This is a genomic window from Dyadobacter subterraneus, assembly GCF_015221875.1.
In the GTDB taxonomy this organism is placed as follows: Bacteria; Bacteroidota; Bacteroidia; order Cytophagales; family Spirosomataceae; genus Dyadobacter; species Dyadobacter subterraneus.
Genome location: NZ_JACYGY010000001.1, coordinates 281,833 through 307,602, shown reverse-complemented (window position 1 = coordinate 307,602; position 25,770 = coordinate 281,833). Strand labels below are relative to the sequence as shown.

General features: G+C 40.0%; 22 protein-coding genes. 18 read left to right on the top strand and 4 right to left on the bottom strand.

The genetic code is table 11. The features are described 5' to 3' along the window. Positions 1-399: 399 nt before the first annotated feature. From fumC to IEE83_RS01315, 15 genes are all read left to right on the top strand, one after another. Positions 400-1,800: a class II fumarate hydratase gene (fumC, locus tag IEE83_RS01385; protein ID WP_194118855.1), complete on the top strand. Its 1,401-nt coding sequence runs from the start codon at positions 400-402 to the stop codon at positions 1,798-1,800. 93 nt (positions 1,801-1,893) lie between these two features. Further along, positions 1,894-4,266 carry a glycoside hydrolase family 95 protein gene (locus tag IEE83_RS01380; protein WP_194118854.1) on the top strand — a complete coding sequence of 791 codons (2,373 nt, stop codon included), beginning with the start codon at positions 1,894-1,896 and terminating at the stop codon, positions 4,264-4,266. A gap of 308 nt (positions 4,267-4,574) precedes the next feature. Then, positions 4,575-5,090 carry a HEAT-like fold family protein gene (locus tag IEE83_RS01375; RefSeq protein ID WP_194118853.1) on the top strand — a complete coding sequence of 172 codons (516 nt, stop codon included), beginning with the start codon at positions 4,575-4,577 and terminating at the stop codon, positions 5,088-5,090. A 162-nt stretch (positions 5,091-5,252) separates the two neighbouring features. Next, on the top strand, positions 5,253-6,194 hold the full coding sequence (locus IEE83_RS01370) for a D-2-hydroxyacid dehydrogenase (protein ID WP_194118852.1): 942 nt from the start codon (positions 5,253-5,255) through the stop codon (positions 6,192-6,194). Positions 6,195-6,254: 60 nt separating this feature from the next. Then, entirely contained in the window at positions 6,255-7,448 is a 1,194-nt protein-coding gene (locus tag IEE83_RS01365; protein WP_194118851.1) for a galactokinase, read from the top strand. A gap of 25 nt (positions 7,449-7,473) precedes the next feature. Beyond that, positions 7,474-8,637 (top strand): aldose epimerase family protein, encoded by a 1,164-nt coding sequence (locus IEE83_RS01360; RefSeq protein WP_194118850.1) that lies wholly within the window; start codon positions 7,474-7,476, stop codon positions 8,635-8,637. After that, a complete protein-coding gene (locus tag IEE83_RS01355) occupies positions 8,637-8,888 on the top strand; it encodes a hypothetical protein (protein WP_194118849.1) in 252 nt (83 codons plus the stop codon). The genes IEE83_RS01360 and IEE83_RS01355 overlap by 1 nt, the downstream gene beginning before the upstream one ends. 354 nt (positions 8,889-9,242) lie before the next feature. Continuing rightward, on the top strand, positions 9,243-9,866 hold the full coding sequence (locus IEE83_RS01350; RefSeq protein WP_194118848.1) for a hypothetical protein: 624 nt from the start codon (positions 9,243-9,245) through the stop codon (positions 9,864-9,866). Positions 9,867-10,057: 191 nt separating this feature from the next. Further along, positions 10,058-10,681, top strand: a complete 624-nt coding sequence (locus IEE83_RS01345; protein WP_194118847.1) for a PspC domain-containing protein — start codon at positions 10,058-10,060, stop codon at positions 10,679-10,681. Positions 10,682-10,787: 106 nt separating this feature from the next. Continuing rightward, the gene (locus IEE83_RS01340; protein ID WP_194118846.1) at positions 10,788-10,970 is read left to right on the top strand and encodes a LiaI-LiaF-like domain-containing protein; all 183 of its coding nucleotides are present in this window, start codon (positions 10,788-10,790) and stop codon (positions 10,968-10,970) included. A gap of 5 nt (positions 10,971-10,975) precedes the next feature. Next, a complete protein-coding gene (locus tag IEE83_RS01335; RefSeq protein ID WP_194118845.1) occupies positions 10,976-12,022 on the top strand; it encodes a toast rack family protein in 1,047 nt (348 codons plus the stop codon). Positions 12,023-12,086: 64 nt separating this feature from the next. Then, positions 12,087-12,791: a M15 family metallopeptidase gene (locus tag IEE83_RS01330; RefSeq protein ID WP_194118844.1), complete on the top strand. Its 705-nt coding sequence runs from the start codon at positions 12,087-12,089 to the stop codon at positions 12,789-12,791. A gap of 210 nt (positions 12,792-13,001) precedes the next feature. After that, positions 13,002-13,622, top strand: a complete 621-nt coding sequence (locus tag IEE83_RS01325; RefSeq protein ID WP_194123247.1) for an RNA polymerase sigma-70 factor — start codon at positions 13,002-13,004, stop codon at positions 13,620-13,622. Between the two features lie 2 nt (positions 13,623-13,624). Then, entirely contained in the window at positions 13,625-14,656 is a 1,032-nt protein-coding gene (locus tag IEE83_RS01320; protein WP_194118843.1) for a FecR family protein, read from the top strand. A 36-nt stretch (positions 14,657-14,692) separates the two neighbouring features. After that, entirely contained in the window at positions 14,693-16,495 is a 1,803-nt protein-coding gene (locus tag IEE83_RS01315; protein WP_228101625.1) for a peptidase associated/transthyretin-like domain-containing protein, read from the top strand. Positions 16,496-16,609: 114 nt separating this feature from the next. On the opposite strand, the gene nadE is transcribed toward IEE83_RS01315, so the two are convergent. Next, a complete protein-coding gene (gene nadE / locus IEE83_RS01310) occupies positions 16,610-18,643 on the bottom strand; it encodes an NAD(+) synthase (RefSeq protein WP_194118842.1) in 2,034 nt (677 codons plus the stop codon). 217 nt (positions 18,644-18,860) lie between these two features. Here nadE and IEE83_RS01305 point away from each other — a divergent pair, with 217 nt between their 5' ends. Beyond that, positions 18,861-19,505, top strand: coding sequence for a hypothetical protein (locus IEE83_RS01305; RefSeq protein WP_194118841.1), 645 nt, complete (start codon positions 18,861-18,863; stop codon positions 19,503-19,505). A gap of 190 nt (positions 19,506-19,695) precedes the next feature. Then, positions 19,696-20,931 (top strand): ABC transporter permease, encoded by a 1,236-nt coding sequence (locus IEE83_RS01300; RefSeq protein ID WP_194118840.1) that lies wholly within the window; start codon positions 19,696-19,698, stop codon positions 20,929-20,931. 118 nt (positions 20,932-21,049) lie between these two features. Here IEE83_RS01300 and IEE83_RS01295 read toward each other — a convergent pair whose 3' ends face one another. Next, entirely contained in the window at positions 21,050-22,213 is a 1,164-nt protein-coding gene (locus IEE83_RS01295; RefSeq protein WP_194118839.1) for a methionine aminotransferase, read from the bottom strand. Between the two features lie 103 nt (positions 22,214-22,316). After that, positions 22,317-22,934: a redoxin domain-containing protein gene (locus IEE83_RS01290; protein ID WP_194118838.1), complete on the bottom strand. Its 618-nt coding sequence runs from the start codon at positions 22,932-22,934 to the stop codon at positions 22,317-22,319. Between the two features lie 197 nt (positions 22,935-23,131). Here IEE83_RS01290 and IEE83_RS01285 point away from each other — a divergent pair, with 197 nt between their 5' ends. Further along, positions 23,132-25,279, top strand: a complete 2,148-nt coding sequence (locus IEE83_RS01285; RefSeq protein WP_194118837.1) for a glycoside hydrolase family 31 protein — start codon at positions 23,132-23,134, stop codon at positions 25,277-25,279. Here the strand turns inward: IEE83_RS01285 and IEE83_RS01280 are convergent. After that, a complete protein-coding gene (locus tag IEE83_RS01280; RefSeq protein ID WP_194118836.1) occupies positions 25,272-25,763 on the bottom strand; it encodes an NUDIX hydrolase in 492 nt (163 codons plus the stop codon). The genes IEE83_RS01285 and IEE83_RS01280 overlap by 8 nt on opposite strands. Positions 25,764-25,770 lie beyond the last annotated feature (7 nt).

Sequence of the window (25,770 nt, the reverse complement as noted above, 5' to 3'; positions counted from 1 at the left end):
CAGCTCATCACCGGATTCATCACTTTCCCAACTTCCAAAAAGTTTCAATAAAGAATCTTCTTACGTCATCAAGAGCTCCTCCGTATGTCTTTCAGCGACTGGTAAACCAAGCCGATTTGCTAGTCCCTTCATTAGCTTAAAATCCTTTTCATCTTTTGTTTCTATATTGATTGTGTGTGTCATGGCTGCTTGCTCTGGTATTTAAGTATTTACAATATAGTTACCAATTTAAACTGTTTTTATTGAGAAAGCAACTTAATCAATTCTAGATCATCGAGTCTGTATTATTTCCTTTCCAAAACATTTATCCACAAAAAAATACTAAAAACTCAGCATCCAACCCTAACTTTACCATCCAAATCTGATTCATTCATTTTACATTAATATTACCGTTATAAAATGGAATACCGCATAGAAAAAGACACCATGGGCGAAGTGCAGGTACCTGCTCATGTATATTGGGGCGCTCAAACGCAACGCTCTATCCAGAACTTCCCGATTGCGCAGGACATCAATAAAATGCCGAAAGAAATTATCAGAGCATTTGCTTATTTGAAAAAAGCGGCTGCCATTACAAATGCAGAAGCAGGTGTACTTCCACAAGAAAAAAGTGATCTTATAGGAAAAGTTTGTGATGAAATATTGACAGGCGGACTGGAAGATCAATTCCCGTTGGTGGTTTGGCAAACAGGTTCAGGCACGCAGTCAAACATGAATTGCAATGAAGTTATCGCCTACCGCGGACACGTTTTGCAAGGCGGCGATCTGGCTGATAAAACTAAGTTTTTACATCCAAATGATGATGTGAACAAATCACAATCGTCAAACGATACTTTCCCGACTGCAATGCATATTGCAGCTTATAAAATTCTGGTTGACGTTACGATTCCTGGAATCACCAAATTACGTGACACGCTGAAAGCAAAAGCAGAAGCTTTCAAACATGTTGTGAAAATCGGCCGTACTCACTTTATGGATGCTACGCCTTTAACACTTGGACAGGAATTTGGTGGTTATGCTTCTCAATTAGATCACGGTTTACGCGCCATTTACCATACACTTTCTCACCTTTCTGAACTTGCTTTGGGTGGAACTGCGGTTGGAACTGGTATCAATACGCCGGAAGGTTATTCTGAAAATGTTGCCAAACATATTGCACTTTTAACGGGTCTGCCTTTCATCACAGCTGAAAATAAATTCGAAGCCTTGGCTGCTCATGATGCGATCGTGGAAGCGCACGGTGCTTTGAAAACTGTTGCAGTAAGTTTAATGAAAATCGGAAATGATATCCGTATGTTGTCTTCCGGACCACGTTCAGGAATCGGTGAAATCCATATTCCGGACAACGAACCGGGAAGTTCGATCATGCCGGGAAAAGTAAATCCAACGCAATGCGAAGCGATGACAATGGTAGCGGCGCAGGTTATGGGAAATGACGTAGCGATCAGCATCGGAGGCTCAAACGGACATTTTGAATTGAACGTTTTCAAACCTTTAATGGCTTACAATTTCCTTCATTCTGCACGTTTAATCGGTGACGTTTGCGTTTCATTTAATGATAATTGTGCAGTCGGTATCGAACCATTGCATGAAAACATCAAAAAACATGTGAACAACTCATTGATGTTGGTAACATCTCTGAACACAAAAATCGGTTATTACAAAGCTGCCGAAATCGCTCAGACTGCGCATAAAAACGGTACAACTTTGAAAGAAACCGCCGTTGCTTTGGGTTATGTTACGCCTGAGGAATTTGACGCCTGGGTTAAACCGGAAGAAATGGTTGGCGAGATCAAATAATTTCGATTGATATCAGGAATATTATACTGGCCCTGCGCATTTGCGTGGGGCTTTTTATTTACTTTGTGCTACAAATTCCTAAAATCCTTATTTATGTTATTTCCTTATTCAAGACCTTTTCTGCTCGTCATTTTGTTTTCCCAGATTTCATTTTCTGTTTTTTCTCAAAAAACAGAAAAGCAAAAGGTGTTGAAACTCTGGTATGACGCTCCCGCAACCGACTGGATGACGCAGGCATTACCGATCGGAAACGGATATCTGGGTGTTATGTTTTTTGGCGATCCGGCGGAAGAAAGACTGCAATTTTCAGAAGGGAGTTTGTGGGCAGGAGGCAAAGGTGCCAATGATGAATATAATTTCGGATTAAGGAAAGATGCTTACAAAACGCTTCCAAAAGTAAGAGAGCTACTCGCTCAGGGAAAACTGGAAGAAGCGGATAAACTTGCCAGCGCAGAAATGACTGGCATTATCCACGAAAAAAAGGGAAATACGCCTTCAAGTGATTTCGGTGCCCAGCAGACGATGGGAGATCTGTATGTCAGCGTTTCCCATACCGGCGAAGTAAAAAATTATCGTCGAGAATTGGATATTTCGACCGCGACAGGAAAAGTTAACTATGAAGTTGGAAAAGAAAAATTCGAACGGACTTACTTTGGAAATTATCCTTCAAGAGTGATGGTTTACAATTTCAAATCAACCTCGGCTGAAACGTATTCTATCCGTTTTACTACGCCACACAAAAAAGAATATGAGAAATTTGAAAAGAACCAGTACATTTTCGGCGGAAGTTTGAAAGATAACAAACAGGAATTTGAAACGACTTATCGGATTGATACGGATGGAAAAATAAGTTATGAAGGCGGAATTGTCACTGTAAAAAATGCCAGAAAAATTACGCTGATCCATACCGCAGCTACCGATTACACTTATCAATTTCCGAATTATAAAGGCAACGATTATAAGAGAATAAATCAGCAAGTTATTACTGCGGTTATTGGTAAAAATGAAATCGTACTTCAAGCAGAACAGCAAAAGGATTACAAAAACTTGTTCGACCGCGTTTCTCTAAATCTTGGTACTGACAAAGCAAATTCACTTCCAACCGACAAAAGACAAATTGCTTATTTCAAGGGTACGCCTGATCCAGTTTTTGAAGTTTTGTATTTTCAATACGGACGGTATCTGATGATTTCTTCCACGCGCCCGGGCACTATGCCGATGAGCTTACAGGGGAAATGGAATGACAGTACAAATCCGCCTTGGGCAAATGATTATCACACCAATATCAACATGCAAATGTTGTACTGGCCGGCGGAAGTTACGAATTTATCAGAATGTTATCTTCCATTATCCGATTTCACCAAATCAATTGTTGAGCCTGGAAAATTGGCAGCCAAAGAATTTTTCGGCACCCGTGGCTGGACAGTGAATACGATGCTGAATGCTTATGGATTTACTTCTCCCGGTTGGAGTTTTCCATGGGGATTTTATCCGGGAGGCGCAGGTTGGCTAAGTCAGCATCTTTGGGAACATTACGCTTTTACCAACGATGTTAATTATCTAAAAAATACAGCTTATCCGATCATGAAGGAAGCTTCGTTATTCTGGATCGATTATCTGACCAAAGGGAAAAGCGGCTTTCTGGTTTCGTCGCCTTCCTATTCTCCTGAACACGGCGGAATTTCTACCGGCGCATCCATGGACCATCAGATTGCCTGGGATGTACTCTCCAATACCATTCTTGCCAGTAAAGTTTTAAAAACAGATGCAGATTTTGCCAGTGAAGCGCAAAAAGTAAGAGATCAGATCCAGCCACCGCAAATTGGTAAGTGGGGACAATTGCAGGAATGGAATGAAGATGTTGACGATTCAACGGATAAACATCGTCACGTTTCACATCTTTTCGCCTTGCACCCCGGACGCCAGATTTCCCCGACTGCCACACCAGAATTTGCCAAAGCCGCCCGAGTAACATTGGATGCGCGTGGGGATGAAGGAACCGGTTGGTCGCTTGCCTGGAAGGTGAATTTCTGGGCCAGATTGCAGGATGGAAATCGCGCCTATTCATTGTTCAAAAGAATCCTTCGTCCGGTTGGTGACAAAACAGAAAATATGATGAATGGAGGCGGATCTTATTCAAATTTACTATGTGCCCATCCGCCTTTTCAATTGGATGGAAATATGGGCTCAACGGCTGGGATCGCTGAAATGCTTTTGCAATCACAAGCTGGTGTCATTGAATTATTACCCGCCTTACCAGATTCATGGCTAACCGGCGAAATAAAAGGTTTGAAAGCGCGTGGAAATGTTACGGTTGACGAACAATGGAAAAATGGAAAGTTGGTTTCGGTATCATTAGTTTCAGGGAATTCGGGGAAACAAAAATTAAAATTGGGTACGAAAACATTGGAGGTTGATTTGATTAAGGACCAGAAGAAAGTTGTTTTGGCGGGATTTTTTCAATAGAGATTTGTAGTGTAGTTTATGTTTGTTTCAATTTGAATTAATAGGAATAATCATGATTTAAAATCAATTATTCGCGTAGGTTATGTCACACTTTCAGGGTTACGCCATAGTTGTCAAACGGCTTTGCTATGATAATATCATCCCTTCGGGATTGTGGAATATTCGAAATCCCGAAGGGATGACATTATTGTAGAAAGGAGCTGGGTATACCCATTTCCCAACCCCAACGGGGTGACATAACTTTATCCACAAATTGATTTTAAATCAACATTTCAATCTGTTTATAAAACCTTGGATAACCAAAACTCATGAACATCCGGGAAGAACTTTTAAAACAACAAATCCACTTCAAAAAACACGCACTAAAAATCACTGAATTCGCGGTTTCTTCTGATAAAAATTTCAAAGAACTTATCAAATGCTTTTTATCAAACGATATTCGTGTTGCGCAGCGGGCGGCTTGGAGTGTAAGTTGGGCGGCTCAGAAAAAGCCGGAAATTGTTCAGCCTTATATCAGGGTCCTGGTGGATCAACTGAAAAGAAACGATGTACACAATGCAGTGATCAGAAACAGTTTACGTATTCTGGAAGATTTGATAATACCAGAAGAATTTCATGGCGAAGTCATGGATGCTTGTTTTCATTTTCTTCAAAAACGGGAAACTGCCATTGCAATCAAGGCTTTTGCGCTGACAGTACTTTTCAATCTTTCAAAAATATACCCGGAAATCAAAAATGAACTTCGTATTATTATTGAGGAAAATATGGAATATGAAACGGCAGCATACCGATCAAGGGGAAAGAAAATTCTGGCACGATTGTAAGATTTCACTTGAATGAATAAAATGCAGTTTGTCCGTTACCTTTCTTAATGTAGCTTTAACGATTAATTATAAATCATTCCCGGCATGTTATAAATTGTTGAAAAGATAATTTTAAAATTTACAGGTAAAAACGGGAATTTTTCTCTCTTAAAATAAAACACAATGATCATATACTGTCATTCAAATTTTGACGAAGCACTGCGAAACAGATTAACAGAGGCCCTTTCGGAAAAATATACAATTCATTTTCAATCTGACACGCAATCGAAAACAGAAGCACAAAATTTGTTTTATGAAGCCGATTATATTCTGGGAAACCCACCACTGGACTGGTTTTCTGAACCTTTAAATAATTTGAAATTCTGGCAGCTTGATTCTGCCGGTTTTGATCAATATGCTTCGGTAAGATTAAACGGGCAAACGAAAGTGGCCAATATGGGCGACTGGTTCGCGCGTCCATGTGCTGAATCGATCGTTGGTGGCGTGCTGGCACTTTATCGCGGCCTTGACAAACTTACATTATTAAAAGAAAAAACAGAATGGGTTGGAACGCCATTAAGAGCTGAATTACGTCTGCTTTCGGGACAGGAAGTTGTGATACTTGGTGCAGGAACAATTGGCAGTACGGTTAAACTTTTATTACAAGGATTTGGCTGTACGCTGCATTTAATGGCCAGAACTTCACCAGAAGCAGATCTTCACTCCAAAGAAGATTTGCTGAATGTTTTACCAAATACTGATCTGGTAATTAATACTCTACCTGGATCTGCCGCTAATTTTGCTGATCAGGCTATGTTTCAGGCAATGAAAAAAGGCAGTGTTTATGCGAGTGTTGGTCGTGGAAGTACAACCGATGAGAAGGCACTTATTGAAGCGCTTAATTTAAAACATCTCGACGGAGCCGTTTTGGATGTTACCGAAGTTGAACCGATTCCGAATGATAATCCATTGTGGAAAATGGAAAACGTTATTTTGAGTCAGCATACCGGTGGCGGACATGCGGATGAACATGTCGGGAAAGTGGACTTATTCCTTAACAATATGATGACGATAGAAGGTGGCGGTTCACCGATCAATGAAATTAACCTTGCAAAAGGATATTAAAAGCATAAAAAAAACGATTATCATGCCAATAGCTGGTTGATAATTCAAACAAAAAAATAAATGACAAGTACAGAATTGAGCACGGCAGAACGTATCCGTGAAAAATATATTGAGCATTTTGGTGATAATGCCGGCACAGAAAATTTCAGACTATTTCGCTCACCGGGAAGAATTAATCTGATCGGAGAACATACCGATTATAACAATGGATTTGTACTGCCGGCCAGCGTAGACAAGGCTGTCTATTTCGCCATTTCTCCACGAACCGATAATCAGGTTGTTCTCTATGCGGTTGATTTAAATGAAACCTACACTTTTCAGGTTGATGATATTTCAAAACCAGATCAGAAATGGACTTATTTTCAATTAGGTATCATTGAGCAGATCTATAAAAACAACTTAAATATTGGTGGATTTCAGGCTGCTTTTGGCGGGGACGTACCTCAGGGAGCCGGAATGTCTTCTTCTGCTGCTTTGGAATGTTGTTTACTATTTGCGCTGAATGAAGTTTTCAATTTAGGACTTGACAGGTTTTCTATTGTAAAAATGTCTCAAAAAGCGGAGAACGAATATGTTGGCGTTCAGTGTGGAATTATGGATCAGTTTGCTTCCGGTTTTGGGAAAAAAGAAGCTGTGATCCGTCTGGATTGCCGCTCACTGGAATACGAATATTTCCCTTTTCCAATGGATGAGTACATGCTTGTGCTTTGTAATACGCTGGTTGAACATTCCCTTGCAAGTTCAGAATATAACACCCGTCGTCTGGAATGTGAAATGGGCGTTGTGATTTTGCAAAAACATCATCCTGAAATCAAAAGTCTGCGTGATGCTACGCCAGCATTAATAGAAGCGCATAAGGACGAAATGAGTGATGTCGTTTATCGTCGTTGTAAATACATGACAGAGGAAATTGAACGCGTCCAGGTTGCCTGTGATTTCCTGACGGCTGGTGATCTTATCAGTTTTGGCAAAAAAATGTATGAAACGCACCAGGGACTTCAACATGAATATGAAGTAAGCTGCGACGAACTTGACTTTTTGGTAGATCAGACATCGGACGATCCGTCTGTAATCGGAGCGCGGATGATGGGTGGAGGCTTTGGCGGCTGCACGATCAATCTGGTAAAAAAAGACGCTGTTGAAGCTTTTGAAGCAAAAATGAAGAAAGCTTATGACGATAAATTTCAAATAAAATTGCCGTGCTATCGGGTGCAGATCACTGATGGAACCGAGGAAATTGTATTAAACGCTTAACCTTAATAATTCCGGAAAATACCCCATGAAAAAACGATCACTTATATTCGCTGCGCTGATTGGCATTGGTCTGATGAGCTGCTCAAAAACAAAAAAGGAAAAGGAAAACGAAAACGAAAGTAAAACAATGACCAGTACGATTTCGAAAGAAGTATTCGGAGACCTTCCCGATGGTAAAAAAGCGGATCTTTACACGCTGAAAAATGCCAACGGAATGACAGTAAAAATCACCAATTTCGGTGGTATTATTACTGAATTAACAGCGAAAGATAAGAGTGGAAAGTGGGAAGATGTAGTATTGGGCTTTGACTCATTAGCACCGTATATCGGAGAAAATCCGTTTTTCGGTGCGCTCGTTGGTCGTTATGGAAACCGCATTGCCAATGGGAAATTTACGTTGGACGGCAAAACATATAAGTTGCCAATTAACAACGGTCCAAATTCCTTACATGGCGGTATTCAGGGTTTTAACAAAAAACTTTGGGATGCTACTGAGATCAAAAAAGACTCACTTGTTGGTCTTGAATTGAAGTATGTAAGTAAAGACGGAGAAGAAGGCTATCCTGGAACATTAAATGTGAAAGTGACTTATACACTTTCAAACGATAACGGATTGCGCATTGATTACGAAGCGACTACTGATAAAAATACAGTTATTAACCTTACAAACCACTCTTATTTCAATTTGACTGGTCTGAAACGTGATATTTTAAATCATGAGGTTTATATCAAATCAGACAGCATGGTTCCGGTAAATGCAACTTTGATTCCAACAGGAAAATTAAGAGCTGTAAAAGGAACGCCATTTGATTTTAACGAGCCTACATTGGTAGGAAAAAGAATCAATGATGTTGCTGATGAGCAAATTAAAAATGGCGGCGGATACGATCATTGCTGGGTGATCAGCGGCGCCGATAAAAGTTTCGCTCTTTTCGCCACTGTAAAAGATCCGGAAAGCGGCCGTTTTATGGAAGTTTACACAACTGAACCTGCTGTTCAATTTTACACAGGGAATTTCCTTGATGGAAAATTGACTGGAAAAGGCGCAACTTATGCAAAACGCTACGGTCTGTGTCTGGAAACGGAGCATTATCCTGATTCACCAAATCAGCCACAGTTTCCGACTACGGAATTGAAGCCGGGAGAAACTTATAAAACGTCAACGGAATATAAGTTTTCGGTTAAGTAATGATTGAAAAATTTTTAGGAGCTGCCGGAGATTTTATCCCTGGCAGCTTTTTTGTTTGTAGATATTTGAGGTATCAGGCTTTGGCTAAAGCCGGAAAGATTGTTGCTCCTCGCCCACCCAAGGTTGAAACCTTGGGTAACCAGAACTACGAGCAAAGCCAGGCTTTAGCCATCAACTTTAACCTGAAATCAAAACCGAAAATAAATATTTCCTCAGCCAATTCACTAACCCAAGGTTTTAACCTTGGGTAGCCAAGCCTCAGAGTGAGCCAGGCTTTAGCCATCAACTTCAACACAAAATCAAAACGAAAACAAGATATTTCCCCAGCCAAATCACTAACCCAAGGTTTTAACCTTGGGTAGCCAGGCATCAGAGTGAGCCAGGCCTTAGCCATCAACTTCAACACAAAATCAAAACGAAAACAAGATATTTCCCCAGCCAAATCACTAACCCAAGGTTTCAACCTTGGGTAGCCAAGCCTCAGAGCGAGCCAGGCTTTAGCCATCAATTTCAAGTCCACTCACTCAAAAAGTAATTTGTTAACAAGATAATCCTCATGATGAATTATCTTTGCATCACAAATATTTAGAATAAATACCATCAACATGCTTAGCAGAACCGTAAAAATCAGCAACGTTACCAACTTGTCCGACGCCCGTTATTGTGCTGGTATGGGCGTGGAAATGCTTGGTTTTTCCATAGATGAAGATTCTCCAAATTATATATCTCCAAAAAAATTCGAAGAGATTTGTTCCTGGTTGGCTGGTGTACAGCTGGTTGCTGAAACAAGTCAGACTGATCCGGAATTGCTGTTAAAGGCGTTGGCTGATTATCCGGTACATTTTGTTCAGGTTGAATCACCAGGGCTTTTAACTTATTTACAAAGTGAATTAAGTTTGCCGCTGATACTTCGTGTCAGCGTGGATACTTATGATACGGACGATATTTTCTCGATTTTCAGCCGCTACGGTGATACAGTTGCTTATTTTCTTTTGGAAAGTGACGCCAACACAGATCTGAATCAGGACTGGAATAACGCACTTTCCCAGCTTGTAAAAGAATATCCGATTTTGATCGGTTTCGGGTTGGATGATGAAATTACTGTTAATAAATTAACCGAAACTTTTCCCGAAATTGGTATTGCCCTGCGCGGAAGTGAAGAAATAAGACCTGGCTATAAAGATTTTGGCAGTATGATGGATATTCTTGAAGCTCTGGAAGAAGAATAACCGAATTCTATCGCCTTATATTCCTCAGCATCATTGATAAAATCATGAAATTTGGTAAAAATTAAAATCAGATTGTCAGAAATCATTTAAAATTACCATTTAACACGATTACTAACCGATAATAAACTTCCTGCTTGCAGTATCTTGTATAACCCACTACCTTTGATTACAACATAAACGTAAACAACGAAATGGAAAAGAAATTGCACCGCATACCTGATCAGGCCGTATTTGGAGGAGTTGCTTCCGGTATTGCTCAATACTTACAAATAGATGTAGTAATCGTTCGTGTTTTATTCGTAGTGATGTTGTTCCTGCCGATTCCTCCGAGTTTTGGATGGACAGGGATTCTGTACATTATTTTATGGGCAGTACTTCCTACCGGAACTGCGGATGCTCATAACTTTGATACCATAGCAAACAAACCACACGATCCGGAGGCCGACAAAAGACGTTCCGACCAAACTGTCAAAATTCTTGGTGGCGCGCTGGTACTTTTTGGTATTTTTATGCTGGTTGATGATTTTCCGATCTGGTATGAAATTAAACCATATTTCTGGCCGGTAGCTTTAATTATTGTGGGCGCATTTCTTATTCTTCGTCAGAGAGATAAGGAACATGAAGCAAATACAACTGTTTATCCGACAACGCCACCGCCGACAGAACCGATCGAGCCGGAACCATATACACCGACTCCTGATCCGCAGCCATATACGCCATTTGGAACAACAGAATCCACACCGCCCAATACATTCCCACAGGATCCAAACAATCCAAAGGAAAATGGAGACGATGATATCATAAAAGTGAACTAGGAAAATTTAATTGAAGAGATTCTGAATAAAGCCGTAGCTCTGCTACGGCTAAACTTTCAACCGCGCGGCGGCCGCTTTCCATTTTCCACGCTCAACCATTTCAGCCATGAACTTTAAAAATATTTTCTGGGGTATCATCCTCATTATCATGGGAACTTTGTTTCTCGTTGAAGAACTTACCGGTTTTGATTTCAAAGGTTTTTTCTGGCCTATTATTCTGATCATTTCAGGAGCATTATTACTGCTCAGAAATTATATAAACTCCGACACTAACCACTCAAATATTTAATTGCCATGAAAAATTCAAGAAGTATTTTCTGGGGTGGAATGCTCATCATTATTGGTATCTTCTGGCTTCTACGAAAGCTTGATATCTTTTTCTTTCACTGGGATGCTATATTACCTTACTGGCCTGTGCTGCTTATTTTGGCTGGTATTTTACTGATCCTGACGAATAAATATACAGCTGCCAGAGGATTGGTGGGGCTACTGATTGTAATTGCAGTTTTCGGTGGCTTGACAAGTCGTACCGGTCGTGTTTTTGACCGTCACCGCGACAACTGGAATTTCAACTGGAATGATCATGACAATGATTGGGATCATGATGATGATAACGACGACGACGATGATGAGGGTGATAATGACGACGATAAAGACAGCGACTACGAGGAAGACAGTAACAGACAAGAAGAAGGCAGCTACAAAAAACCGGTAAACAACTCCTACCAGTATGAAATGGAGGACTTTATCCAGAAAGCAAATTTCAATCTGGAAGGCGGTGCCGGTTCTTTTACGGTAAAGGGAAATACTGATAAGCTTTTCGAAGCTGATACGCGTTCTTCGGTTTTAGGTTTCTTATCAAATACTTCCATCAACAAACTTGCAAACTCGGCAACGGTTAACCTGAAAATGGAAGATGGAAATGTTAAAATTCACAAAGGTGAATTGAGCAATAAAGCTGATATTGAACTTAATATAAAACCAATCTGGACAATAGATTTAGGCCTGGGTGCCGGAAGCGGAAATTTTGATTTGAGTAATTATAAAGTTGAAAATCTGAAAGTTAGTACCGGAGTCGCTGATCTGGATATTCGTTTGGGAGATAAACTTGATAATTCAAATGTTAAAATCGATGCTGGTGTTGCTTCTCTTGGACTGGAAATTCCAAAAACTGTGGGTTGCGAAATTAAACTGGATGGTGCGCTGAATTTGACTTCTTTTGACGATCTGGAAAAGATTAATGACAAACTTTACCGCTCTCCGGGCTTCGACAAAGCGACGAAAAAAATCATGATTAGTTTTGACGGAGGCTTATCAAAAGTCAAAATAAAAAGATATTAATATTAAAAAATCCTCCATTTTCACGGAGGATTTTTTAATTAACAATTACACCGGATTGAGGTTTATGCAGGTTTACAAAGTTCTTTTGGGCATTTTTATTTTTTCAATTCCATTTTCAGTTTCAGCTCAAAAAAAACAGTCAGATAAAATTTCACCTGTTGAACAAAAAATACTCGATCAGGGATTAGTGAACATTCAGACTGTAAACCCTGAAATCCTGGTTGAGCTCAAATACGCAACTCCGGATAACTTCATGAAAAAGAATGTTTACGGAGAACTGACTCACGCGTATCTTCAGCCCGAAATGGCTAAAAGACTTTCCCAGGCCAGCATTTTTATCCAGCGTGAAAATCCGGGCTATCAGTTACTTGTTTATGATGCCGCGCGCCCGAATTCTGCCCAATACAAACTTTGGGACGCATTGGATGATCTCAAAATTCCCGCACGCTCAAAAACCCAATACGTGGCCGATCCTAAAATCGGTTCAAATCATAATTTCGGTTGCGCCATCGATCTTACTGTTGTAGATCAAAATGGAAAACCACTGGACATGGGAACTCCCTATGACTTCTTTGGTCCCCTCGCCTATCCCCGTTCCGAACAGGAAATGTTAACACAGGGAAAACTTACTTCAAAACAAATCGCGAACCGCAATATTCTGCGAAAAGCGATGGTTAAGGCCGGCTTTACCGTTAATACCACGGAATGGTGGCACTTTGACGGCATGTCAAAAAAAGCAGCGCGTGCCAAATATGGTATGATCAAATAAAAATTTCATGGCTAACAGATTACGGAAAACGATTAGTATTCCGCTTTTAGATTAAGACAATACACTTTGACTTTCCCCCTATTCAATAAAAATATTTATCTCTCATAGGGGTAAAACAGATCCCGCTTGTCATCGTTAAAAGAAACTTTAACTGTGGCAGCAACCGCTCTTCTCAATCCGGATTTTATAATCGAAAGAGATTATCTACTTTTGGCCGAAAAACAAAAGAGGAAAACTGTGCAAACTTCTGATCCGGAAATTGTTCAAGCTATAAGACGCGGAGATGAGGCTGCTTTCGAGCGGACTTTCCGTTTCTATTATCAGCGTTTATGCAATTATGCGAGTTCTTTGCTGAAAGATGCCGAGGATGCGGAAGAAATTGTACAAACCGTTTTTATCACAATTTGGGAAAAAAGAGAAGACCTGGAAATTACACTTTCTTTAAAATCATACTTATACCGCGCCGTCCATAATCACTGTCTGAACCGCTTTAAACATGCGGCCGTGAAAGACGCTTATCGGGAATATTCAGTAAATTATTTGCCGCAGTCGTATGAATCGGTAACCGAAGTTATTCATGCTGACGAGCTTTCCGAACGTATTGAAAAAGCGATACGCAAATTGCCCGAGCAATGCCAGAAAGCATTTCGCATGAGCCGGTTTGACGAACTGAAATATCAGGAAATTGCTGATCAGCTGAATATTTCAATAAAAACAGTTGAAAACCAGATCGGTAAAGCACTCAGAATTTTACGTACAGAACTGGCCGATTATCTGCCTTCTTTACTTTTGCTTGTTTATTTTTTACATCAACAGTTAATCCAACCGTAACCATGAACAATTCTCATGACAACATTTCGGATGAGCTGTTAGCACGCTTCCTGGCCGAAACTGCTAATGAACAGGAAATTGCAGAGGTAAAAAACTGGTTGGACAGCGCTCCCGAAAACAAGAAACAACTTGCTGATTTTGAATTAATTTGGGAGAAAACTTCAGAGTTAAGCAGCAATCATATTACGGTCGATACAGATGCCGCCTGGGATAAAATCCGCATGCAAATGAAGGCAAAAAATCCTGCACCTGAAAACCTTCCGGATTTAAAACAGGAAACAATCACAAGAGAATTACCGGTAAACAAAAAGTTCTCCTTCCCGGTATGGATCGCAGCTGCTGTCTCTGTTACGATCCTGGCTTTCGGCTGGTTTATATTTAAAACACAAAGTGATACGCCTGAACAAATTCAGATTGCTACAACCAATAATACTGGCGAAACCACTTTACCGGATGGAACCAGGGTATTTTTAAATTACAATTCATCAATAAGCTATCCTGAAAATTTTTCGGGAGATATTCGTTCTGTCGCATTAAAAGGTGAGGCATTTTTCGATGTAAAGCCAGACGCCTCTCACCCCTTTGTAATCGATGCGAATGGAACTATGGTCCGGGTTTTGGGTACTTCGTTTAATGTTAAAGCCTACAAAAAAGAACTTGTCAGGGTGGATGTAAAAACCGGGAAAGTGAGGGTTTCTAAAAACAACAAAAAAATTGAACTCACAAAAGGAGAAAGCGCGGAAGTGCTGAATGATACACTGAAAAGTATGCGTGCCGATGCTAACATTATGAGTTACAAAACGCAGGTTTATGATTTCAATTCTACAAATCTGGGAGATGTTGTAAATACATTAAGGGAAGGATATCACTCGGATATTCGCCTGTCGAACCAAAAACTTGCCCAGTGCAGATTAACGATCAGTTTCCAGAAAGAACCGCTTGATACCACCTTGTCGGTAATTGCCGAAACACTGGAATTGCATTTGAGGAAAGAGGGAAAAACATATTGGCTGGAAGGAAGCGGTTGCCAGTAAGGGCTGCCTTTCTAACCGAAACTAATTCCGGATGCCTTGAAAAGAATTTACTATATATTCTCCCTGTTTTTTATTTGTTCCCTAATCTCGTTTTCCCCGCAGGTTCAGGCTCAGGAATTATTGGAAAAGCGTATTTCTATCCGGGTTACCAATCAGCCGCTGGATAACGTTTTAAGACAAATTGAAAATCTCGGCGGATTTAGTTTTTCCTACAATCCTGATATTCTTGAAATCAAAAGCCGGGTTTCTGTTAATGCTGCAAATCAAAGTGTGCGAGAAATCCTGAATGAATTATTTAAGGGGAAAGTTATTTTCAGAGAACGGCACAGGTATATTATCTTACTTAAAAATACAAAAAAGGAAGAAGGGAATCCACTCAATTTCAATTTGAACGGATATATCATCAATAAAAAAACTGGCGAAAAATTAGCTAATGCCAGTATTTATGAGCCTGTTACGTTGGCTTCTACCATTAGTAATCAATACGGATATTACCGCATTCGTTTACCAACAACCCCGTCATCCGTACGCCTGGAAGTCCGGAAAGATCAATACATTGGAAAATCGGTGGTCATATCAAACCGGAAAAATACTTATTTACCAATATTATTAAATCCCGATACACTTAAAGCGCTGTCATTCCGAAAGCTGAATATCATTACCAAATCCGACACACTCAATAGCCCAAAGATAGAAATCCCTCAGTTTGAATATACAACAACAACTTATGTGTCGTCTGATACCATTATAGAAACCGATTCTCTTCGTTTTCAAAGTAAATTAAGAACTACCTATCAGCGTGTCCGAAAAGATTTTAGCAGCGCTTTTGCCTCTGCGAAACAAGCTATTAATACCAAAAATATCACGGATACTTTATACCGGCCGGTTCAATCATCGATCCTGCCTTTTATCAGTACTAATCGCGAACTTAGCGGAAACGTTGTAAATGATTTTTCATTCAACGTTTTTGCCGGTTATTCGTTAGGAACTAATAAGCTGGAAATTGGCGGATTATTTAATGCAGACCGCGGACATGTAAAAGGTGTCCAACTCGCTGGAATTGGCAATTTCGTTGGCAATAATGTTACGGGTTTTCAGTACGCATCCGCTCTTAACGTGGTGATGGGAAATGTCAGAGGACTGCAATATTCTACATTATTAAACTTTACTGCGGGTAATTTTAAAGGCGTCCAATGGGCCGGTATAGGAAATGTGATGCTGGGAGATTTACGTGGCTGGCAAATTTCAGGAGCCTACAATTTCGCCAGGACGGTCAAAAGCGGACATCAATTTAGCGTTGTAAACTATGCTGATTCCTCGGCGACAGCTTCAATAGGCATTTTTAACTACATCCGAAAAAACGGTTACCGCAGATATGAAATTTCAACAGACGAATTTAATTACTTCAATACCACGTTTAAAACGGGGATGAGTTCATTTTACAATGTTTTCACTTTGGGTTTCAATTGGAAAATAGCTAATAAACCATTTGGAAGTATTGGTTACGGATTTGGAACAGCGGTTAAATTGGGACGTGGCTGGATGTTTAATGCAGATATCACAGCCAACGCGGTTGCGCTCGATAAAGTAAGTTTAAAAAGTCACAATGCCGCAGGATTATTCCGACTTACTACGGGTATTGAGAGAAAAACCGGAAAACGCTTCTCTGTCGCCTTTGGGCCTTCTTTAAATTTATTAACTGGGAATGAATTAGGAACCTCCTATGATACCCGGAAACTTCTGTCAACATTTTGGCTTGGAGGAAAACCTGATCATACCAAGAAAAACTATGGATGGATTGGCTTTCAATTTGCGGTTAGATTCCGGGATAGGATGTAAAGGTTTCACGCAAAGCAAAAAAGCGGACGCCGCGCGGATAAAACGCAAAAGGCGCAGAGTTTTAATCTCAGCGCCCTTTGCGTTTTTTAATCTTTGCGTGAAATCGTGAAACCTTTAAAATCCTATTCTTCCTCTCCCATACCTTCCTCTGTTTCCATCCGCATAATACCGCAGCTCTTCAAGTTCTTTCTCAAATCCTCCTGAAAGAATCGGGAAACGGCACCAGGAGCGTGGATCAAGATTTAAATCGTCCAGATGGAAGGATGGCGCATATCGCTCACGTTTCCACTGATTCCGGCTCCAAAGTTTGAAAAAACGTTCTGTCCAGCCCAAAATCTGAGATTCTGAATAAACTTCCTTATAACGAACCAGCACATTTTTGTAACAGTCAACCGGCGATTTTTTATCACGGATAGCCACTTTTTCCAAAGCGTTCAGAAAATCGTATGGCATCAGATCAGCTTCGTCTGTCTGGTTTAATTCCAATGGACGAAGTTCCGCCGTTGGCTGTAAGGAATTTACTTTTTTCAACCCTTCAATCCGGATATGTTTTCCTTTTACTTCACAACCTACCGTTTCCAGCCAGCGCAGCCACTGACGCAGATAATGTTTGTCAATCCCGGCAAGCGGACTGATACTTCCGGCAGTATCACCATCCATCGTCGCATAACCCACAGCAACTTCCGAGCGGTTTGATGTTGCCAAAAGTAAATGATTCGACAAATTGGTAATCAGCCAGACGCCAGGAGCACGCACCCTCGCCTGAATATTCTGCAAAGCGATATCATCGGTTTTCCACGATAATTGTCTGCCGATCTGTTCTTCGATCAAACTTTTATACGTTTCAACCAATCCGTTTATGTTAATATTATAAAACGTTGAACCAATTGATTCCGCAAGTGACTGAGCCGATTCCAGCGTATCAGTTGAACTGTTCTCTGTTCCCTGATAAATATTATGAACCAAAGCAAGCGCTAAATCTTCCTCCGTTTTCGCCGACTGGATGTCTTTGATATAGGAAAGTTTTTCCTTGAAACGCTCCAAACCAATACTTTCATCAGCCAGGCGAATCATCAAACCACATAAAGCTGTACAAGCGCAGGAATCAGCACCGCCCGAAAGAGAAATTGTAAATCCGTTGGACCGGCTTTTTCTCAGATAATCAAAAAGTCCGAGTGATACTGCTCTGGCAAATTCCTCTTCTTTCAACGCTCCACCTTTTTCAAAAGCTTCCAATTCTGCAACTTGTTGTGGAACAGGATCAATTTCAGGAAAATCAAAACGGGCTGGAACTCGCCAGGTTTTATCTTTTATGAAAGATGAGATTTTATTTTGAAGCTGATTTAAGCGTGTATTATCGGTATCAACAACCGCAGTAATAATCAGATGATCTTCATAACTGAAACGATCACTGGTTACCAGCATTTCACCGTTTGACGCAATCATTGCATCACCATCATAAATTGCTCTTCCGGCTTCATTTCCCAATAAATTGGTATAAACATAACTGCAACCAAAAGATCTGGAACCATCCAGAACGAGCCTTTCACGGGTCAGAAATTTATGGAAAGCAAAGTGACTTGCACTTGGATTCAGAATAATATCAACGCCTCTTTCATAATGACGACGGCCAGGACGGTTAGAAACCCAGGCGTCTTCACAAATCTCAAACCCAATTCTTACACCAGAAAGATCAAAAATGATATCACCAATAGGATATAACATCTGATCAATTTCAATGCTTTCTACCAAGCCAACTGGCCAGGGACGAAACCAGCGGGCTTCATAATGAATCCCGTTATTGGCCAGATTTTGTTTACAATAAAATCCAATAATCTGTTTATTGGCAATGAGACAGGCTGTGTTATACAAACTATTATTGTGACGAACCGGTAACCCTACGGCAACAACAATTCCGGCAGTTTCATTAACGATTTCATGAAGACATTTCAACGCTTGTTCGGCCAAATCAGCTGCGAAAAAATAGTCTTCACAGCCATAACCGGAAATACATAATTCAGGTAAACATATCAAACTCACATCCTGCTTTTTTGCCTCATCAATCGCCTGAATAATATGTTTGGTGTTGGATTCCCACGACATTGGCGTCTGGTTAACTACACCCGAAGCTACTTTTATAAATGACATAATCAATAATCCGGTTTGTGATCTGCAATTTGGGTTTTACAATTCTAATTCTCTGCCAACATAACAAAAAAAAGATGAGAAGAATTAAACAGGAAGCGATGAATTGCAAAATCCCATTAGGACGAGAAACCATTTAATAGAAATAATCATAATAAATAAAATAATAATTACAAAATGTTTATTTTTATGACTGTCAATTCACCAATCAATCACACTTATGAAACCATCATTATGTTTACTTTACATTTTGTTTTTTTTGAGTGTAACGCTTTCGTGCACTAATGAGAAACAAGAACCAGAATTAAAAAAAGCCGCATTAACGAAGGAAGAAGCCCTCAATTTGGTTCAGTCGCAAATCCTTTACGTAACCAAAATTGAAAGAAAATCCGGCAACGAAACCGTTGATTTAACAAATTTGCCCGCATTTGATGCCTACCGGAAAAGTGTATTTTTTCTTTTTCGACAAGGATATATTCTGATTTATTCGGGTAGCGAAATACCAAACACTAAATTCCCTTCGACCGCAAAAACATTTTCTTTCTCAGTTAAAATTCCACTGCCTCTGAATCTTGAATATTATTGGGACGACGTGGCTGGGACCATTGTAACCAAAAGTTATGTGGGTTCAAGTACGATCCCTATTCCGTTTGAGAACCCTGCAAAACTTGATCTCGCAAGCATTATCAGCTATACCACACTCGAGGCAGCCCAGGCAGCCCCTACACCACCAAGTTTAAAATTTACGGTGGACCTCACAGATCCAAAACTTGGCCCCGTTACTTACTCATATACTTTGAAACCAGTTTGGTCGTATGAAAAAGTTGGTGACATATCAAACTATTATAATTTCGTGGTGTTTTAAAAAAACTTGATTCTTTTGATAATCAAATATTGTTTTGATAAAATTGAGATCAGCCAACGAAGGCTGATCTTTTTTGTGCAAATCATTTTTATTTTCTACACAAAAAGTCACCGATCACAGACGCCGTTTTCATCACGGTATATTTTTTACCTACTTTTGCAGATAAATCAATTTTAACCAGTCCGATTCTTTGCAATTTCCTTCCTTTATCGCCAAACGCATCCGGAACAATGAAGCCGGTTCATTTTCAGCAACGGTTTCACGTATTGGCGTGGCCAGTATTGCGATTGGCGTCGCAGTCGGGATAATATCTTTTGCAGTTTTAATCGGTTTTAAGAAAACAATTCAGGAAAAGGTTTTCCTCTTTGGCGCTCATATCAACATCACAGCTTTCGCGCAGGGAAATACCTATGAAGAAGGCGCGATGAATGTAAAAAATCCCGTTTCTGACGCTTTAAAGACAATGCCGGAAATAAGTCACTGGCAAGCCGTAGCGCATAAATCCGGAATTTTAAAAACGCCTGATGAAATAAAAGGTGTTGTATTGAAAGGAGTAGGAAAAGATTACGACTGGAGTCTTTTCAAACGTTCATTAATAGAAGGAAGATTGATCGGCTCAAAAGATTCTTCTTCAATCAAATATGGTTATTCTTCTGAAATTTTGATCAGTCGGAAAATTGCTTCACAGCTTAGGTTAAAACCTGGGGATGACGTAATTATGTATTCTTTGCAGGATCCGCCGAGGCCAAGAAAACTCACCGTTACCGGAATTTATGATACCCAAATGGAGGAATTTGATGATCGTCTGGTTATTGGTGATCTCAGACTTGTGCAGCGGCTAAATGGCTGGGGTGCAGATTCCATTGGGACTTATGAGATTTATTTAAAAGATTTCAAACAACTGGATCAGGTCGCGCTTCAATTAAAAAGAATTCTTCCTCCGGCCGTTTATCTTCAAAAAGTTACGGACACATTTCGTCAGTTATTTGACTGGCTTTATTTGCTGGATAAAAACACAGCCGTTTTCCTAACCCTGATTTTGTTTGTAGCCTGCTTCAATATGATCTCCATTTTATTGGTAATGATCATGGAAAGGACACCCTTAATCGGGCTTTTGAAAACACTCGGTAGTCCCAATAAACAAATCCGAATGGTATTTTTACGCGTAGGTTTGTATATGGTCAGACAAGGATTATTGATCGGAAATATTGCGGGATTATCTTTCTGCTGGCTGCAGCACCATTATAAAATCATTCCGCTGGATCCTGTAAATTATAATATGGATACGGTCCCAATAGATTTTGACTGGCCAACTTTTGTGTTGATCAACGTGACCACAATCATCGTTTCCGCACTCATACTGATGATTCCAACACTGATCATCACAAGAATCCAGCCCATAAAAGCATTATTATTTAAGAAATAATTTTTGGTTTACACGGAGAACCACAGAGATTAAAAGAGGAACACAGAGTTTTTATTGAATCAAAAATAACTCTGTGCCCCTCTCATTTTCTCCGTGGTTCTCTGTGTAACCTAAAAAATCACCAGATTACTTTATTCAATAACTCAGCAGCTCTCAGAAGCGTGTCGTCGTTTTTGGCGAAGCAAAATCTTAATACACGGAAATTCGTTTCTTCACCATAAAATGCGGATAGTGGAATGGATGCAACACCTGCTTCTTTTGTCAATCTTTCAGCCAAAACCAGGTCATTTTCCTCCGACAGGTTTTTATAAGATACATTTTGAAAAAAGCTCCCTTCCGACGGTTTCAAAATAAATCCAATATCCTTTATCGCCTCGTTAAAAATATTTCTTTTCCTTTCATAAAACGCGGAAAGCGTTTGATAATGCTCCGGTTGTCTCAGGAATTCTGCGATAGCAAATTGAAAAGGCGTGATCACACTGAAAACCATAAACTGGTGTATTTTCCGAAACTCAGCCGTAAATTCTTTGGGTGCCAGACAATAGCCAACTTTCCAGCCGGTAACATGGAATGTTTTTCCAAAAGAGCCACATAAAAATGTTCTGGACGCTAAGGAAGGAATTGAAGCAGCAGAAACATGTTTTAAATCATCAAAAATGATATGCTCATAAACCTCATCGCTGATCACAAAAAGATTATTTTTATCAGCCAGGAAATCCAGTTGTTTTAAATCGAATTCCGTCCAGACTTTCCCAGTTGGATTATGCGGTGTGTTTATAATGATAGCCCTGGTTTTATTCGTCACTTTTGATTTTACAATTTCCCAATCGATGTATTCATATTGCGGGTCAAGCGTTACGAAAACCGGGATTCCGCCATTCATTTCAATCGCCGGAACGTAACTGTCGTATGCCGGTTCAAAAACAATCACCTCGTCTCCCGGATTTACAACCGTCGAAATAGCCACATAAAGCGCTTCTGTTGCACCGCTTGTTATGGTAATTTCTGATTCCGGATGATATTCGGTTTTTGTTGCGGCAAAAACTTTTTGTGAAATCGCTTCCCTTAATCCCATCACACCAGCCATCGGTGCATACTGATTTTTCCCCTGATCAATATATTTATCAACCAGTTTTTGCAATTCCGGTGAACAATCAAATTCAGGAAAACCCTGTGCCAGATTTATTGCCTTATGATCTTCGGCAAGTCTGGACATGCGGGTAAAAATGGTAGTGCCGACTTTGGGTAATTTTGACTGAATTGCTGATTTAGCAGAAGGCATAATGTTGATGGCTGATTGATTAGAAAACAGAACCGGCAATCCGGCTGGTTCAAATATAATTGAAACAGTCAGATCGCCGGTGCCGGAGGAATATTTTGATGCGTTATTTTTTCTCTTTCCAGTTATAAACGGATTTCAGTAATTCTTTACGATCAGGTGTTCCGTCAAAATTTTCATCAACAAAAACGTAAGATACTTTTCTATCTTTTCCGATCACAAACAAAGAAGGCGTAAAAACTTCTTCTGAGATTCCTGCGATACGATCCCAGATTGGCGAAGTTTCTGAATATACTCCGTACGATCTTGCTACGTTAAAATCCTTATCGTGAATAATCGTAAAGTCGAGATTCAATTTTTTGGAAATCCTTGAAATTTCTTTGGGAGACTCATTGGTTAATACTAAAAGCTGTCCACCAAATGCTTCAATCTTCGGTGCAAGTTCCTGCAACGCTGCCAAATGCTTCGGCGCGTAACTTCCCCAGCATGGACAATAGAAACTCAAAACCAATGGATTGTAAGCAATCAGTTCCATTAATGATTTGGAATCATCGGCAACAGAAAATCCTGAAACGGAAGTAACCTGAACGCCGTCTGCCGATTTAAGATAGAAAATAGGAGCAAAATCACCAGTTTTCAGTTCCTCCACACGCTCATCCAATTCTCTTTCTTTTAGCTGAATGGTAGAAATATTACCCAGCTCATCTTCGATTTCGTAATACATAATCGTTAGGGTGTTGTGTACCTGTTTGAGTTTCTAAGTACAAATATATTATTAATCTATTTAATCTACAATATTAATAGACTTTTAATTTGCAAAGTTTTTTTCTAGTAGAAAGAAGGGGCATTTTTGTTTACTTAATATTATGAACATTGGCTGATGTTTATACCCAATATACCCTTTGATCTGACCCAACTATTATGAAACGTAAATTTCTACGACTCTCGTTTTTCGTTATTTATCTTTCATTTTCAAGCCATTCCCAATCTGTAAACTGGCGGGAAATTTATCCGGGTGTCTGGAAGGGTGTTGTGGGTAAACCCGATGTTTATAACTTATTAAATGCTGCGGATGTTCAGCCATCGCCTGCATTGCAAAAACTTCAAAAAGCAGCTTTTCCACTTAATAATACGGATATATCGGTTGAAGTAAAAAATGGAAAAACCTATTTGCGTTTTCCTCTGCAACGAAATGAACAGTTATATGGCTTCGGCCTGAATTTCCAGACGATTCATCAGCGAGGCAGAATTATGCAGCTTCATGTTGATCATTATGGAAAGTCGGATAACGGGCGAACCCATGCTCCCACCCCATTTTACATTTCCTCGCTGGGTTATGGCGTTTTCGTTAATTCTTCAAAATATATTGATGTTTACGCAGGTTCCTCAGTCAGAAAAGACAGCAAAAATCCTCCGGAAGTACAAGACCGAAATACTGATGACAGTTGGAGTGCGCATCCATATTCTGATGCCGTGGAAATGCTGGTTCCGGCGGAAGGTATTGAAATGTATGTATTCGCAGGTCCAAAACCGGTTAATGTCATTGAGCGGTTTAATTTGCTGAGCGGAGGAGGTTGTCTGCCTCCAAGATGGGGTTTAGGATTTACCCAACGCGTAAACCGTTTGTATACCGACGCTCAGGTAAAAGCCGAAGCCAAGGCATTTTCTGACAAAGGTTTCCCGCTGGATTTTATCGGGCTGGAACCGGGCTGGCAAAGCAAATCTTATCCCTGCACATTTGAATGGGATAAAACTCGTTTTCCAAATCCTGAGAAAGTTGTAAAAGAAATGGATGAAGTCGGTGTAAAAATCAATTTGTGGACAAATCCATACGTTTCGCCGGATGCTGAAATTTATTCCGCCATAAAACCTTTTACAGGTTCTCATACAGTCTGGAATGGTATCGTGCCAGATCTTTCAATGCCCGAAGCCAGAAAAATTTTATTTGACCAGTTTGAAAAAGAACATGTGAAAATTGGCGTGAGCGGGTATAAAATTGATGAAGTCGATGGCTATGATTCTTATGTCTGGCCAGATGTTGCTACTTTTCCATCCAGACATACTTCTGAACAAATGCGACAGACTTATGGCTTGCTGGTTCAGAAATATTCCTATGAAATGTTCAGGAAAAATAACCGACGGACTTATAGTTTAGTCCGTGGCTCAAATGCAGGCGGTTCTTCGTTCCCATATGTGATTTACAACGACAATTATAGTCACGAAGAATTTATCACTGCATTGATCAACAGTGGTTATGCAGGGGTACTTTGGACGCCGGAGGTACGTGCATCAAAAACGAGTGAAGAATGGCTGAGAAGATTTCAAACCGTTTGTTTTTCGCCCATGGCGATGATCAATGCGTGGGCAAGCAGTACGCAGCCCTGGACTTTCCCGGAAGTAGCGGAACAGGTGAAAGAAGTTGCGCAATTACGGATGCGGATGATGCCTTACTGGTATTCTACTTTTGCAAAATATCATTATGAAGGAACGCCGCCTTTCCGTGGAATGAGCCTGGAAGATGGATTTGGCAGCGATTTGACAAAAGAAAAAACCGCAACAAATCTGGAAGAAAATCCATACGAAGAAGCAACTTCCAGAGAAGTAAAAGATCAGTATATGGCCGGGGAATACTTGCTGGTCGCTCCGATGTTTACCGGGCAAACTTCAAGAAAAGTAATTTTACCAAAAGGAAAATGGTACGATTTCTATAACGGAAATTTTGTTGGCGACGGTCAGGTTATTACCATCACACCCGGACTTGCCAAGATTCCAGTTTTTGTAAAAGAAGGAGGAATTATTCCTTTAATGCCGCCGCTGTTACATGCGCCAAAAGCAGGAGAAAAAGTTGATCTGGAAATTCGGGTTTATGGTAAAAAACCTGCTGTTTCAAGATTATATGATGATGATGGTGAAACTTTCGCTTATGAAAAAGATCAGTATTCGTGGCGGGATTTGATTGTTGAAGAAAAAAACGGCGTTTTGAAAGGGCGTATTTCTGAGGCTGAAAACGGAAAACCTAATAATTTCGGAAGGGTGAAATGGCACTTCATTACCAAATCAATTAAATGACATTCAGATTTTTAAAATTTTGGGTGATATGCTGAATTGACGAAGTATTGAGGAGTAAATCTTTGGTAATAAATTCCGGATATATGCTTCCGGGATTTATTTTATCAATTTCTTCCCAATGAAATAACAGCTCTGTTTCATCTTCTGTCACAATAAAATCATCCTGGTTTTCAAGATCAGAAATCTCCATTTGGTAATAAAACCCGATTTCATGATGTTTGATATTGTTGTATTCGAAGAAGTTCTCAACCACCCAGAGAAGATTACCAACGCTAACCGTTTTGCCAATTTCTTCCAGCATTTCACGTAAAAGCGTTTCTCTGGAAAATTCAAACAGATCAACCCGCCCGCCCGGAAGGCTCCAGAAATTATCAGTTGGCGTTTTGTGCAGAAGTAATTTTCCGTTATGCATAGCAACACCAGCTACCCGGAAGTTAAAAAGTGAATTTTCAACCGGCAGACAAATCGCAGAAGAACCGTTCATGAATTAT

What these genes read in the sequence shown, in the direction of transcription:
- IEE83_RS01360 (WP_194118850.1), top strand. Translation starts at nt 7,474, where the DNA reads ATGAAAAAACGATCACTTATATTCGCTGCGCTGATTGGCATTGGTCTG.
- IEE83_RS01375 (WP_194118853.1), top strand. Translation starts at nt 4,575, where the DNA reads ATGAACATCCGGGAAGAACTTTTAAAACAACAAATCCACTTCAAAAAA.
- IEE83_RS01280 (WP_194118836.1), bottom strand. Translation starts at nt 25,763, where the DNA reads ATGAACGGTTCTTCTGCGATTTGTCTGCCGGTTGAAAATTCACTTTTT.
- IEE83_RS01350 (WP_194118848.1), top strand. Translation starts at nt 9,243, where the DNA reads ATGCTTAGCAGAACCGTAAAAATCAGCAACGTTACCAACTTGTCCGAC.
- IEE83_RS01365 (WP_194118851.1), top strand. Translation starts at nt 6,255, where the DNA reads ATGACAAGTACAGAATTGAGCACGGCAGAACGTATCCGTGAAAAATAT.
- IEE83_RS01320 (WP_194118843.1), top strand. Translation starts at nt 13,625, where the DNA reads ATGAACAATTCTCATGACAACATTTCGGATGAGCTGTTAGCACGCTTC.
- IEE83_RS01380 (WP_194118854.1), top strand. Translation starts at nt 1,894, where the DNA reads ATGTTATTTCCTTATTCAAGACCTTTTCTGCTCGTCATTTTGTTTTCC.
- IEE83_RS01340 (WP_194118846.1), top strand. Translation starts at nt 10,788, where the DNA reads ATGAACTTTAAAAATATTTTCTGGGGTATCATCCTCATTATCATGGGA.
- fumC (WP_194118855.1), top strand. Translation starts at nt 400, where the DNA reads ATGGAATACCGCATAGAAAAAGACACCATGGGCGAAGTGCAGGTACCT.
- IEE83_RS01370 (WP_194118852.1), top strand. Translation starts at nt 5,253, where the DNA reads ATGATCATATACTGTCATTCAAATTTTGACGAAGCACTGCGAAACAGA.
- IEE83_RS01285 (WP_194118837.1), top strand. Translation starts at nt 23,132, where the DNA reads ATGAAACGTAAATTTCTACGACTCTCGTTTTTCGTTATTTATCTTTCA.
- IEE83_RS01295 (WP_194118839.1), bottom strand. Translation starts at nt 22,213, where the DNA reads ATGCCTTCTGCTAAATCAGCAATTCAGTCAAAATTACCCAAAGTCGGC.
- IEE83_RS01335 (WP_194118845.1), top strand. Translation starts at nt 10,976, where the DNA reads ATGAAAAATTCAAGAAGTATTTTCTGGGGTGGAATGCTCATCATTATT.
- IEE83_RS01330 (WP_194118844.1), top strand. Translation starts at nt 12,087, where the DNA reads ATGCAGGTTTACAAAGTTCTTTTGGGCATTTTTATTTTTTCAATTCCA.
- IEE83_RS01305 (WP_194118841.1), top strand. Translation starts at nt 18,861, where the DNA reads ATGAAACCATCATTATGTTTACTTTACATTTTGTTTTTTTTGAGTGTA.
- IEE83_RS01345 (WP_194118847.1), top strand. Translation starts at nt 10,058, where the DNA reads ATGGAAAAGAAATTGCACCGCATACCTGATCAGGCCGTATTTGGAGGA.
- IEE83_RS01355 (WP_194118849.1), top strand. Translation starts at nt 8,637, where the DNA reads ATGATTGAAAAATTTTTAGGAGCTGCCGGAGATTTTATCCCTGGCAGC.
- IEE83_RS01290 (WP_194118838.1), bottom strand. Translation starts at nt 22,934, where the DNA reads ATGTATTACGAAATCGAAGATGAGCTGGGTAATATTTCTACCATTCAG.
- nadE (WP_194118842.1), bottom strand. Translation starts at nt 18,643, where the DNA reads ATGTCATTTATAAAAGTAGCTTCGGGTGTAGTTAACCAGACGCCAATG.